The 12,897-nt window shown below is 31.5% G+C and carries 12 protein-coding genes; 10 read left to right on the top strand and 2 right to left on the bottom strand.

All coding sequences use genetic code 11. The features are described from left to right. Nucleotides 1–306: 306 nt before the first annotated feature. On the top strand, nt 307–1,089 hold the full coding sequence (locus CN692_RS21360) for a DUF4931 domain-containing protein (RefSeq protein WP_441296713.1): 783 nt from the start codon (nt 307–309) through the stop codon (nt 1,087–1,089). Nucleotides 1,090–1,744: 655 nt separating this feature from the next. Here CN692_RS21360 and CN692_RS21365 read toward each other — a convergent pair. Further along, nucleotides 1,745–2,227: a DinB family protein gene (locus CN692_RS21365; protein ID WP_179874506.1), complete on the bottom strand. Its 483-nt coding sequence runs from the start codon at nt 2,225–2,227 to the stop codon at nt 1,745–1,747. A gap of 295 nt (nt 2,228–2,522) precedes the next feature. Between CN692_RS21365 and CN692_RS21370 the strand changes: the two genes are divergently transcribed. The 6 genes from CN692_RS21370 to CN692_RS21395 all read left to right on the top strand — a co-directional run bounded on the left by CN692_RS21370 (nt 2,523) and on the right by CN692_RS21395 (nt 9,937). Continuing rightward, nucleotides 2,523–3,278 carry a DeoR/GlpR family DNA-binding transcription regulator gene (locus tag CN692_RS21370; protein WP_257131629.1) on the top strand — a complete coding sequence of 252 codons (756 nt, stop codon included), beginning with the start codon at nt 2,523–2,525 and terminating at the stop codon, nt 3,276–3,278. Then, complete coding sequence (pfkB, locus tag CN692_RS21375) at nt 3,275–4,186, top strand: 1-phosphofructokinase (protein ID WP_098121149.1); 912 nt, start codon at nt 3,275–3,277, stop codon at nt 4,184–4,186. The genes CN692_RS21370 and pfkB overlap by 4 nt, the downstream gene beginning before the upstream one ends. 12 nt (nt 4,187–4,198) lie before the next feature. Then, nucleotides 4,199–6,055, top strand: coding sequence for a PTS fructose transporter subunit IIABC (locus CN692_RS21380; protein WP_098121150.1), 1,857 nt, complete (start codon nt 4,199–4,201; stop codon nt 6,053–6,055). A 100-nt stretch (nt 6,056–6,155) separates the two neighbouring features. Next, nucleotides 6,156–7,727: a spore germination protein gene (locus CN692_RS21385; RefSeq protein WP_257131628.1), complete on the top strand. Its 1,572-nt coding sequence runs from the start codon at nt 6,156–6,158 to the stop codon at nt 7,725–7,727. Further along, the gene (locus CN692_RS21390) at nt 7,717–8,820 is read left to right on the top strand and encodes a GerAB/ArcD/ProY family transporter (protein ID WP_179874507.1); all 1,104 of its coding nucleotides are present in this window, start codon (nt 7,717–7,719) and stop codon (nt 8,818–8,820) included. The genes CN692_RS21385 and CN692_RS21390 overlap by 11 nt, the downstream gene beginning before the upstream one ends. Then, complete coding sequence (locus CN692_RS21395) at nt 8,810–9,937, top strand: Ger(x)C family spore germination protein (RefSeq protein ID WP_098121152.1); 1,128 nt, start codon at nt 8,810–8,812, stop codon at nt 9,935–9,937. Before CN692_RS21390 ends, CN692_RS21395 begins: the two co-directional genes overlap by 11 nt. 45 nt (nt 9,938–9,982) lie before the next feature. On the opposite strand, the gene trhA is transcribed toward CN692_RS21395, so the two are convergent. After that, nucleotides 9,983–10,630 (bottom strand): PAQR family membrane homeostasis protein TrhA, encoded by a 648-nt coding sequence (gene trhA / locus CN692_RS21400; protein WP_098121153.1) that lies wholly within the window; start codon nt 10,628–10,630, stop codon nt 9,983–9,985. A gap of 142 nt (nt 10,631–10,772) precedes the next feature. Here trhA and CN692_RS21405 point away from each other — a divergent pair, with 142 nt between their 5' ends. The 3 genes from CN692_RS21405 to CN692_RS21415 all read left to right on the top strand — a co-directional run bounded on the left by CN692_RS21405 (nt 10,773) and on the right by CN692_RS21415 (nt 12,856). Then, nucleotides 10,773–11,345: a DUF1836 domain-containing protein gene (locus CN692_RS21405; RefSeq protein ID WP_098121154.1), complete on the top strand. Its 573-nt coding sequence runs from the start codon at nt 10,773–10,775 to the stop codon at nt 11,343–11,345. 146 nt (nt 11,346–11,491) lie between these two features. Continuing rightward, nucleotides 11,492–12,010, top strand: coding sequence for a methylated-DNA--[protein]-cysteine S-methyltransferase (locus CN692_RS21410; RefSeq protein ID WP_098121155.1), 519 nt, complete (start codon nt 11,492–11,494; stop codon nt 12,008–12,010). A gap of 27 nt (nt 12,011–12,037) precedes the next feature. Next, nucleotides 12,038–12,856, top strand: a complete 819-nt coding sequence (locus tag CN692_RS21415; protein ID WP_098121156.1) for an SPL family radical SAM protein — start codon at nt 12,038–12,040, stop codon at nt 12,854–12,856. The last annotated feature ends 41 nt before the right edge of the window (nt 12,857–12,897 follow it).

Here is a 12,897-nt window from a genome sequence, read left to right on the forward strand (position 1 = left end):
TTAGTTGAAATAATACAAGTTAAAACGATAAATTAATATTGGATTTATTTTTATCATGTGATTAATTTATTGAGGATAATAAAATTCTAATGAATGTAAATTTATTGAGCGTTTTAATTGATAAACAAATAGTTCGTTTATTATTATTTAAATAATACATAAAAATTTTTAAACTTCGAGAGTGACTCGAACTTTGCAATAAATTTAGAATGAATTAATTAGAAAGCAATTTTTAATCGAGGACAAAAATATATATTAATTAGAGAGATAGTAAACACTTTATTAAAAGGGGAAACCGAGATGGATATTCAAAATGAAGTATTACAATTTAAAATGGATATTGGTATAAAAAAGCCTGACAGCATAAAAAATAAAGAAGTAAAATGTCCATTTTGTGATCGTGAAAATTTAACTAATATTATTGATACTTATGGATCAATCATTTATTTAGATAATAAATTCCCGACTTTAGATGATACATATCAAACTGTCATTATTGAAAGTGATGACTGCAGTGGAGATCCATCGAAGTATTCTTTAACTCATTTAACTGACTTGTTAACATTTGCAATTGATAAATGGGATGAAATGGAAGCGACAGGCCAATACAAGTCAGTTATCCTATATAAAAATCATGGCCCATTATCAGGGGGAACATTAAGTCATCCACATATGCAAATCGTAGGACTAAAAAATATCGATTACAATAAAAAGATAACAGATGTATATTTTGAAGGAATAGTCATTTCAGCAGATAAAGGATTTGAATTAAATATTTCGACACATCCAATTATGGGTTTTAGAGAATTTAATATTCTAATTGATGATAAAAAGTTTATTCCTCAAATGGCTCTTTATTTACAAATAGTCACACATTACTTGCTTAACCATTTTTATAAAGGACTAGAAAGCTATAATTTATTCTTTTATAAATGGAATGGTAAAATAATTTGTAAAATTCTTCCTAGGTTTGTTGTTTCTCCATTATTTATTGGCTATTCAATTTCACAAGTATCAAGTCAATTAGAAGTGCATAAAGATCAAATACTTAGTATTTATAAAAAAGAACTGGAATCAATTTCTTCATAAGAAAAGAGCTTATCGTATTGATAAGCTTTTTTCATGTTTTAAAAAAGAACTGTCATTCAATCAACATTTCTCCAATATAAAGGAAGCAGTATGATATTGATTTCCACTACAGGATTCTAGCTTTCCGTGGGGCGAGATTCTTGAGCCTCCTCGGCAAGCCTGCGGGATCTCAGCCTTCCTGCATTTCCCAGAGGAGTCGAGAACCCCTCCTTTCCAATCAACTCATTCAAAAAAAATGCATTCAATAAAGAACCTTATTAATCGCTATAATTAAAGAAGAATAGAAATAAATACTCGGTTATTTTGCTAATATCGATAAATTGTCTACATATAAACAAATAATTGAATTTGTTCTTCAAACAATTAGCATTTCAATAATTTATATTCTTAAAAAGGAACCACTACTAAAAGTTTGTTGGTATTCTAAATAACATCACTAAAAGAAAAAAGAAATATACTTTTAAATATTTCGCATAGTGTACTATTTACTATTTTAAATTTCAACAATTGAAAGAGCTTATCGTATTGATAAGCTCTTTTTTAATTTTTCTAGGAAGTTGTTCCTGAATAAATTGAACTAATACAGAATCGTCCAAAACAAAAAATAAATGATAATCACAAAATTGATCAAACAAATATCACAGAAAAGATTTAATTAAAGTTCTTCTATTATTTCCCTTATTTGTGCAATATGACGCTTTTCATGTACACCAATAAAAGGAATCCATTGTTTTAGATTGATTTGTCCAAAAATCGGATGAGGCATTGCTTTATCTTCTAGATTATGGCCTTTAGTTAGTTCAACAAAGTCCAATAAGGATTTTCTTGATTGTTTCAATTTCTCCTTCATTTCATCCATCGTTATGTATTGATCTGTTGGTTCAAAATGCGGTGGAGCGGTTACTTGTTTAGCGCGATTAGTTGCAAGATGAATTGGTTTATCTGGTATGACTTCGCTTGGAGCCTCGTTAAATGTTCTAGTCATTAATTTAACTAATTTTGATTCCATTAAGTATAAATGCTCAAGAACTTGCATGATGGACCATTTTTCATTATTTACTCTTTTATTTAATTGATCATCAGTTAAATGATCAACACTTTCCAATAGTTCATTTCTAATTAGGATATTTTCGTTCAAAAGATATTCCCCATTTCTGATGATAATTGAGATTTACTACTAATTTTTAACATAGTTAAAGGCTGGATTCTATGAAACTTAAATTTGAGTAATGCAAATTTACATAAATATTATGAGCAAATTAATGAAATACTATCACTTAATTAATAGTTTAAAGTAGCTTGTAAGTTTTTACAAATAGGATGAATTTGATTGGTATTGGAAGTTTTCGATTGTTATTGAATGCTTTTGAAAGAAAATGATTGATTTTTTGTTTTTTGTGACATATACTTGGTTTTATGAAAGGATGAAAACTATGTTAACTCCCGAAAGACAACAATTGATATTAGATATGATAAAAAGAATGGGTATTGTGAAATTAAGGGATATCGTAGAAGCGACGAATACTTCTGAATCCACTATACGTAGGGATTTAGTTGAGCTTGAGTCTCTTAATCTCCTAAAACGCGTTCATGGTGGAGCAGCTTCAATTAATAGCAAAGCCACTGAATTAAGTATGACTGAAAAAACGTCCAAAAACGTTCATAATAAAAAATTAATCGCAGGTCTTGCAGTTACACAAATAAATGAAGGCGATTGTATTTATCTAGATGCTGGTAGTACAACATTTGAAATGATTCCTTTATTAAAGGGTTTAGATGTAACGGTTGTCACGAATGGCTTAATGCATGTCGAAGCTCTTTTCGAGAATGAAGTGTCTGCATACCTTATAGGTGGAAAAATGAAAGGGCATACAAAAGCGCTAATCGGTAATATGGCTTCAGAGAGCTTAAAGAATTTCCGATTTGATAAATGTTTTATTGGAGCGAATGGAATTCATTCTAAATTTGGCTATACTACGCCGGACCCTGAAGAGGCATTTGTTAAGAAAACAGCGATTTCAATTTCAGAGAAAGTATATATAGTAGCAGATTTTAGTAAATTTGGTGAAACAAGCTTTGCTAAGATTGGTGAGATAGAAGAAGCGATCATAATAACAGACGATATAGATGACGTACTAGCTAAACAATTTGAGCAAAAAACATCAGTGATAAAGGTAGTGAAATCATGATTTATACAGTAACACTTAATCCATCAATTGATTACATCGTTGAAGTTGACGATATTCAATTAGGAAAAATTAATCGAATGAAAAGGGAAAATAAATTTCCCGGTGGAAAAGGAATCAATGTTTCTAGAGTTTTAAATAGATTAGATGTCAAGAGTGTAGCTCTTGGATTCGTCGGAGGATTTACAGGTGATTTTATTAAATCTGTTTTAGAAAAAGAAAATGTATCATCTGACTTTGTTCAAGTGGAAGGCGATTCTAGAATTAACATAAAATTGAAATCTCAATTGGAAACAGAGATCAATGGTCAAGGACCTTCAATTTCCGAGGAAAAGCTTACTCAATTTTTTGATAAATTAAATCAAGTTGAAAAAGGTGATTATGTAGTATTAGCCGGAAATATTCCTAATACTTTACCGCTTGATTTATACGAAAGATTGACTAAATGGGGAAAAGAAAATGGCATTCATATCGTTGTAGATGCAAGTGGAAAAGCACTTTTAGATGTAGCTAAACACCAACCGTTTTTCATTAAACCAAATCATCATGAATTAGGTGAATTGTTTGATGTCAAAATTACTTCAATTGAGCAAGCCATCCCTTATGGTAAAAAGTTAGTGGAGATGGGTGCGCAAAATGTAGGAATATCGTTTGCTGGAGACGGGGCAGTGTTGATCACTCAAACATCTGTTTATGTTTCAAATGTTCCAAAAGGAGTAGTCATTAACTCGGTAGGTGCAGGTGATTCACTTGTAGCTGGTTTTATAGGAACTTATGTATTGACAAACTCCATAGAAACGGCATTTAAAGTTGGTGTAGCATCAGGTAGTGCTACTGCATTTTCAGAGGATTTAACAAAAAAAGAGAAGATTGAAGAGCTACTTGAACAAGTAAAAATAGAAAAGAGCTAGGGGGGACGAGTTATGAGAATAACAGAATTACTTAAAATAGATACGGTTCTCATTGATTTATATGCATCATCAAAAATGAATGTAATTGATGAATTAGTAGAAGTATTAAATCAATCAGGGAAATTAAATGATAAACAACAGTTTAAAGAAGCAATTTTAACACGTGAAGGTCAAAGTACAACAGGAATTGGTGAAGGGATTGCAATTCCACATGCAAAAACTGCGGCTGTTAAAACTCCTGCAATTGCATTTGGGCGTTCAAAAGAAGGAATTGACTATGAATCTCTTGATGGTCAACCAGCTCACTTATTTTTTATGATTGCTGCAAGTGAGGGAGCGAACAATGCACATTTAGAAACATTATCGCGACTTTCATCATTATTAATGGATGAGGAATTCCGAAAATCATTATTAAATGCATCAAATGCAAATGAAATAATCGAACTAATCGATCAAAAAGAAAAATCATTAAATGCTGAAAATGAAGAACCAGAAACTGTTGCAAAAGATTCTACACGACCTTTAGTACTTGCAGTAACAGCGTGTCCAACAGGAATTGCTCACACGTATATGGCAGCGGATGCTTTAAAAGCAAAAGCAAGAGAATTAAATATAGATATTAAAGTTGAAACAAATGGTTCAACAGGAATTAAAAATCAACTAACAAGGGATGAAATTAGTAGAGCATCAGCTATTATAGTAGCTGCTGATAAACAAGTTGAAGTAAACCGTTTTGATGGGAAACATGTTATACAAGTACCCGTTGCAGATGGGATTCGTAAATCAAAAGAATTATTAGAGAGAGCTGTTAAGCAAGATGCGCCAATTTTTCATGCGACTAATAATGGTTCTGGCGCATCTTCAACTAAACAAGGTTCTGGCATCTATAAACACTTAATGAACGGTGTTAGTAATATGCTACCTTTTGTAGTTGGAGGAGGAATTCTAATTGCGTTAGCTTTTGCATTTGGAGGAATTCATACAAAAGGTCCAATTGCTGAATTATTAATGAAAATTGGTGGAACTGGGGCATTTAGTTATTTAGTTCCTATATTAGCAGGTTTCATTGCTAGTTCGATTGCAGATCGACCTGGATTCGTACCTGGTGTAGTTGGAGGATTTTTAGCTTCAAGCGCTGGTGCAGGTTTCTTAGGTGGTTTAATTGCAGGTTTCTTAGCTGGTTATGTTGTACTTGGTCTAAAGAAAGTCTTTTCAAAATTACCGAATTCATTAGAAGGTATTAAACCAGTTCTTTTATATCCAGTATTTGGATTATTAATTACTGGAATTTTAATGGAATTAGTAGTGAATCCTCCAGTAACATTTTTAAATACAGCATTAACGCATTGGTTAAATAGTTTAAATGGAGGAAATGCAATTCTTCTAGGATTACTTTTAGGTGGTATGATGGCTGTTGATATGGGTGGACCGATTAACAAAGCGGCATTCACATTTGGTATCGCAGCAATAGCTGCAAATAATTTTGGACCACACGCTGCTGTAATGGCAGGTGGTATGGTACCTCCGTTAGGTATCGCATTTGCAACGACGATTTTTAAATCTAAGTTTACTGAAATGGAACGTAAATCAGGTATTACAAACTATATTATGGGTATTTCATTCATTACTGAAGGAGCAATACCATTTGCTGCAGCTGACCCAGTACGTGTAATTGTAAGTTCAGTTGTAGGTTCTTCAATTGCGGGTGGACTTGCTATGGCATTTGGGATTACACTGCCGGCACCACACGGAGGAGCTTTCGTTATTCCATTAGTAAATAAACCATTATTGTATATACTAGCCATTCTGATTGGCTCAATTATCACTGCCATTATGCTAGGAATTTGGAAGAAAAAAGTGAATGAATAAGTAAATAAATTAAGAGTGATCTTAAAAGTCAACTTCGACTTAAAGGATCGCTCTTTTTTTTATACAAACTAATAAGATAGACAGATAAAGGAATTCACAAATGAATAATAAGCATTATTTAACGCAAAATAAAGCTAATTTATTGTATGAGTTTGGAAATTGGGTGAATTGCTATATGCGTTCGAATAAATATAAACAAAATTATCAAAATTCCAATATTGTAATAAGTGGGAATCTGGATCTAAATATTGAAAATGTAAAAAAATCATTATTGAATTCAAGTGATTTAACTACACGTAATTTAATGTTTCAAGATAAGAAGATTGTAGTTGTCTATATTAATACAATTGTAGGTAGGGAAACGTTAGAAACACAAGTTATTCAACAAATCATTAATAATTCAAAGGATACGATTCCAAATACGGTGGCAATTAAAGATGTTAAAAGTTCGGATTCGTTTGATGAATGTATTCTAAGTATAGTAAAAGGCAAAACGGTCATTTTCATAGAAGATGAAAAAAGTGTATTTATTTTAGAAACTACTTCATTTGAAAATAGATCCATTGAACAGCCTAGTAGTGAACAAACGATTAGAGGCTCTCATGATGGTTTAGTAGAGTGTATCATTACAAACATTAATCAAATTAGACGAAGAATTAGTAACCCTAATCTTGTTGTGAAAACTTTATCGTTAGGTGTAGAATCTGATACATGCTTAGCAGTCTTATATATTGATACGATTGCAAATGAGGACCTTGTTAAGGAAGTACATAGAAGACTTTCATATGTAGATGTTGATTATGTACATTCCCCAGGTAATCTTGAGGAATTCATAGAAGACAATCCGTATTCACCGTTTCCACAGTTACTGACAACAGAGCGATCTGATCGAATAGCAGGCAATTTAATGGAAGGGAAAATTGCTATTTTAACAGATGGTAGTCCTTCTGCACTTGTTTTACCAATAACGTTTTTTTCATTTTATCAATCACCAGATGACTATAATAGCCGATGGATGGTCGCATCATTTGCACGTATATTAAGATTGGTTAGTTTTTTAATTGCTATTTCATTACCTGCATTATATATCGCACTAGTCTCTTTTCATTTTGAAATTATTCCAATAGATCTTGTATTTAATGTAAAAAGTTCACTAGAGAACGTACCATATCCACCATTAGTTGAAGCTCTAGGAATGCAAATAACGTTAGAATTACTTAGAGAATCAGCAATACGCCTTCCAAATCCTATCGCACAAACATTAGGCGTTGTTGGTGGTTTAGTAATTGGAACTGCGGTCGTACAGGCGAATTTAGTTTCAAATACGATGATTGTCGTCATTTCACTGACAGCAATAGCATCATTTGTTGTTCCAGACAATGAGATCGGAACTTCAGTCAGGTTACTTGGTTTTCCATTAATGTTTGCAGCATCGTTAATAGGGCTAATTGGGATTGTATTTGGTCTTAGTATTATATTAATTCATCTATGCAAACTAGAATCGTTCGGATCACCCTATTTTGCGCCATTTGCTCCGTTTAGAAAAGCAGATCTTAAAGATACAGTAGTTCGTGCTCCGTTATGGAAAATGAAAAAGAGACCGTTTGCACCTTTACCAAAGAAATTTAATCGAGAAAATAATTCTAGAGGATGGGAAAATGATGAAAAATGAAAAGATGATTTCCATTTCACAATTTACATTTGTCATCATTCAAGCTCAAATTGGAGTAGCTTTACTTTCGCTACCATATGTAGTCCATAAACATGCAGGACATGATGGTTGGATTTCTGTATTAGTTGCTGGAATCGGGGTGTATTTACTATTACTTATCATGTGGTTACTTGGTAAACGATTTCCGAAGGATACGATATATGAATATTCATCGAAAATTGTTGGGAAATATATTGGAGTTTTTATATCCTATCTTTACATATTATTTTTCTTCATGGTATCGATTTTTATCGTAGTGGTAACTATTTCAACCCTTAAAAAATGGATTTTAACATTTACACCACCTTTTGTCTTAATTCTTTTTATTGTTGGTACAGGAGTATACTTAGCGAAAGAAAATATGAAAATAATTGCACGATTTTTTACTTTCGTATGTATTTTAATATTTTTTTTAATTTTCTTAGAGATTTGTTCTTACAATAATGTAAATTATCGATATATATTTCCAATCGGACAAGCGGGTGTTAAAAACATCTTTCTTGGTGCTCATGATGCGCTAAATTCAATGATGGGTTTTGAGTTTATTTTAGTATTATTTCCACATATAAAAGCAAATCCTAGCAAAATTTTGAAAGCTGGAACGATTTCCATTAGTTTTGTAACTCTATTGTATACATTTTTTTTAATTACAAGTTATATGAGTTTTAGCAAAGCGGAAATTTCAATTGTCCCTGAGCCAATTTTATATTTGTTAAAATCATTATCTTATGAAGTGATTGAAAGATTAGATCTAGTTTTTCTTTCTATATGGGTTGTACCAATTTTGACTTCCGTAGTGACTTATTTATATTTAACTAGTTTCGGAATCAGTAAACTTTTAAAATTTAAAAACCATAGTAAAACAACTTTTTTTACGGGACTTTCATTAGCAATCTTCTGCCTTTTTATACCACAAAGTGAAGAATTTATTATGAAATTTGGGACATTTCTTTCTTATTCAAGCTATTTTTTCATCTTTTTTATTCCTTTAATCTTATTAATTATTTCGTATATTAGAAAAAAGAAAGAGCTTGGTAATTTATATGAAGTATAAATTAGTAGTTATCTCTTTACTATGTATTTTGCCTTTAACAAGTTGTTGGGATCAAAGACTTCTTAAAGAATCTAAATTAGTTTATAGTATGGGATATGATTTAGAAGAGGATGATAATATTCTTGTAACATCTGTCATTAAAACAAATAGTCAAGGAAGTAGTGATCCATCACAAGTTAAGACAACAAATGTTATTGTTGACGCTACTGGAAAAACAACAAGTGATTCAAGATTAAAAGTTACTCGAAAAGTATCAGGTGATTATGCCACGAATAAAACAAGAGTACTACTACTAGGAAATGATTTGGCAAAACAGGATATTTATCCAATATTCGATGTTGTTTATAGGGATCCTAGAAGTTCTTTAGGAGCTAAAGTTATTGTAGCTATGGGGAGAGCAGAAGAGATTTTAAAGCTAAATAAAGTAGAGGAATCGCTTGTAAGCGAAGAACTTTTAGATCTCATAACAACCGCAGAAAGCCACACTATAGTGCCAATTGAGAATGTTCAAACGATCTGTACCATTATGTTCGACCCAGGTGAGGATATTGTTTTGCCACTTATTGAAAAAGTTGATCAAAATTTAATCGATATATCCGGCTTAGCTTTATTTAACGGCCAAAAATATACAGGGTATAATCTTTTAGATGATGAGCCTACCTTGCTGCTATTATTTAAAAATCAATTGAAGAAGTACGCAAGGTTTAATCTTGAAGTGAATCCGAAAGAAAAAGACATTAGAGAAAGATATATTTCGATTCAAGTGAAAAAAAATCAGCCAAAAATGAATATTGAAGTTTCAAAAGAAAATAAAATAACCGTAAAATTAAATTTAAAACTAGAGGTTAATACTCTTGAGTACGCACATGATGAATTAGATTCAAAAAAGGAAATTAATAAGTTAAACAAAGAATTATCAAAGCAATTAACAAAAAAAGCAGAGAAAGTCATTAAGACCCTTCAGGAATCAAATTGCGATGTATTAGGAATTGGTAGACAGTTAATTTCATTTCATCCGGAAGTGTGGAAAAAACTGGATTGGAACAAAGACTATGCTAAAATTACAATTAAACCAAAAGTGGAAGTAAGTATAGTTGGAACAGGCATTTTAAAATAAGCAAAAACCATCCATTTTGTCCGAATGGATGGTTTTTTATCATGATTAAATGACAAAGTAGTAAACACAGAAGAAGTGACTTAGTGTTCCTAGCATAATAAAAATATGAAAGATTTCATGGAATCCCCAGTTTTTAAAAGATAAAAATTTGGGTTTAACTCCATAAATGACTCCACCAACAGTATAGAAAATTCCGCCTAAAATTAATGCGAACATTCCTTTTATACTGATTGCATCAGTTAAAGGTGCTGAAGCAATAATAATTACCCAACCTAAAGCGATATATAGAGTAGTAGATAACCATCTTGGACAACTAAACCAAATTAATTTAAATAAAACGCCACAAAAAGCGATAAAAGTTACGATTGAAAACATAATCCATCCAATTTTCCCATTTAGACTAATGATACAAAAAGGAGTATATGTACCAGCGATTAAGATGAAAATCATTGAATGATCCATTCTTCTTAAAAAAGCGATTAGTTTATCGCTGGCTTTTGCCATATGATATGTAGTTGATGCCGAATAGAGAAGGATCATACTTATACCAAATGCGACGACAGCAGATGTTTGTAAAATACTCCCACCAGATAAAGTAGATTTAAAAATCATCGCTATTAAACCGAATAGTGATAAAACAGCCCCGACTAAATGAGTTAAAGAATTAATAGGTTCACGCATGTAGTTCTCCAAGTTTATCTCCTCCAACTATGTTATGTAGTTTTAATAACTACATATAAAGTTATCATTAACAAGGTTATGTAGTCAAGTGTTTAAAGTGTGAATATTTTGTGATAAAATAACGTTAATAATGACAAAAGTTAGAGGATTAAAAATGAAAAATATAACTGATATAATTCAAGAATTGGATTTAGACAAAAAAATATTATTAGATGATGTCCCAAATTTAGATCTATATATGGATCAAGTAATCCAGTTATTTGATAATAAGTTTGCAAAAACGGATGCTAATGAAAAAGTACTAACTAAAACAATGATCAATAATTACGCGAAAGCGAAACTGCTTTTCCCGATTAAAAATAAGAAATATACGAAGAACCATATTATATTAATTAGTCTAATTTATCACTTAAAAGGTGCACTTTCGATCAATGATATAAAAGAAACGTTAAATGGCTTAAATCAGAGAATTTTAGATAATAATCAATTGAATATTGATGATGTTTATACTAGTTTTTTACATTTAAATGAAATAAATTTGGATAAGTTTAAAATCGATCTACAAACTTCTGTTGAAAACGTAAATATAGAGTTAGAACAAATCGATGATGAAATAAAGGAATATATTGAGCAATTACTTCTCATTACTTCTTTCGTCAATATGAGTAATTTATATAGAAGTGCTGCAGAGAAATTAGTACAAGATTTAATTGATAAGAAAGAGTAAAAATAGAATATCACTTTTTAAATGCTTTGAAATAAATTTTCAAATTCTTGCTCTTTCATTCGATAAACCGTCCATCAGAATTTTTTATGTTTATAATAAACAGTAGATTAGCTGGCGAACAAATGAGTGGTAAGGGGAGATTGAAAATGAATGTAAACTCAAATGATAATTTATATTGGACAATCGTAAATCATAAAGAATGGAACATTTATATAGCAGCAACAAATAAAGGACTATGTTTTGTAGGTTCTCAAAATGGAGCGAAGCAAGAATTACTATTATTTAAAGAGAAATACTTTCCAAAAATAGAAATGGTAAATGATGAAGTGCAACTGGAAGTTTATAAGAAAGAGATTATTGAATTTTTAAATGGCGAGCGAATTGATTTTAATCTAAACGTGGATTTTCGGGGGACAGCCTTTCAAAATGATGTCTGGAATGCGCTTCGCTCGATCAATTATGGAGAAACAAAAACATATTCAGACATTGCTGCAACGATCAATAAGCCGAAATCTGTTCGAGCAGTCGGGACAGCGATCGGTGCCAATCCATTATTAATCATTATTCCTTGCCATCGTGTGATCGGAAAAAATGGTGCTTTATCAGGTTATCGAGGTGGCTTAGATATGAAAAAGAGTCTTTTAAAAATTGAATCCATCTATTAATCGAGATGCCTTTAAGGAGTTGGACGGATGAATAGTGAACTATTCTATAAAAATCCTAAAACAATACTGAATAAAGGAACCGGTTTCCTTGCAGGATATACGCACTCCTTAAATCCATACACCGGTTGCTCATTTGCTTGTTCATACTGCTATGTAAGGCAGATGCCAGTATCACTTTTTCGAAAAAAAGAATGGGGTAGTTGGGTTGATATTAAGCAAAATGCAGCTATAGTATTGGAAAAAGAACTGAAAAGGGCTAAAAGTAAAGGTGAAGTGACTATTTTCATGTCTTCAAGTACTGACCCTTATCAACCAGTTGAGAATAAAGAAAGATTGACCAGAAGCTTATTAGAAACTATGCTTCAACATCAGCCTGATTTCTTATTTGTACAAACAAGAAGTCCGCTTGTAAAAAGAGATATTGATCTTTTAAAGCTATTCAAAAATAAAGTACGCGTAAGTATGACGATTGAAACGGATTTAGATGAAATAAGAAAGATTTTTTCACCTTTCGCTCCTCCTATTAATGCACGATTAAAAACTTTAGAAGAGCTTGCGAAAGAGGGGATTCCAACACAAGCTACAATTGCTCCAGTTTTACCTAGTAGTGAGGATTTCCCAATAAAGTTGTCGAAAATTGTTAATAGAGTTTGTATAGATGATTTTTTTATGGGTGATGGGAGTGGAGGAAAACGGACAACACGCCTTGGTATAGAGACGAAATATAAAGAGCATAAATTAGAAGAATGGTATGATTCAGAAGCTTATCTGCTAGTTTATGAACGCTTTAAAAAATACTTTTCGGAAAATCAGCTTTTTATAAGTCAAAAAGGATTTGAACCTTAAACCTAAAATATATAACAAATCATTTCATAAAAATGATAAAA

It is taken from the genome of Bacillus sp. AFS002410, from assembly GCF_002556365.1.
Taxonomy (GTDB): Bacteria; Bacillota; Bacilli; order Bacillales; family Bacillaceae_G; genus Gottfriedia.

Excerpts from the sequence above, each read along its gene's own strand:
- CN692_RS21370 (WP_257131629.1), top strand. The coding sequence starts at position 2,523 with ATGTTAACTCCCGAAAGACAACAATTGATATTAGATATGATAAAAAGA.
- pfkB (WP_098121149.1), top strand. The coding sequence starts at position 3,275 with ATGATTTATACAGTAACACTTAATCCATCAATTGATTACATCGTTGAA.
- CN692_RS21380 (WP_098121150.1), top strand. The coding sequence starts at position 4,199 with ATGAGAATAACAGAATTACTTAAAATAGATACGGTTCTCATTGATTTA.
- CN692_RS21385 (WP_257131628.1), top strand. The coding sequence starts at position 6,156 with ATGAATAATAAGCATTATTTAACGCAAAATAAAGCTAATTTATTGTAT.
- CN692_RS21390 (WP_179874507.1), top strand. The coding sequence starts at position 7,717 with ATGAAAAATGAAAAGATGATTTCCATTTCACAATTTACATTTGTCATC.
- CN692_RS21395 (WP_098121152.1), top strand. The coding sequence starts at position 8,810 with ATGAAGTATAAATTAGTAGTTATCTCTTTACTATGTATTTTGCCTTTA.
- CN692_RS21405 (WP_098121154.1), top strand. The coding sequence starts at position 10,773 with ATGAAAAATATAACTGATATAATTCAAGAATTGGATTTAGACAAAAAA.
- CN692_RS21410 (WP_098121155.1), top strand. The coding sequence starts at position 11,492 with ATGAATGTAAACTCAAATGATAATTTATATTGGACAATCGTAAATCAT.
- CN692_RS21415 (WP_098121156.1), top strand. The coding sequence starts at position 12,038 with ATGAATAGTGAACTATTCTATAAAAATCCTAAAACAATACTGAATAAA.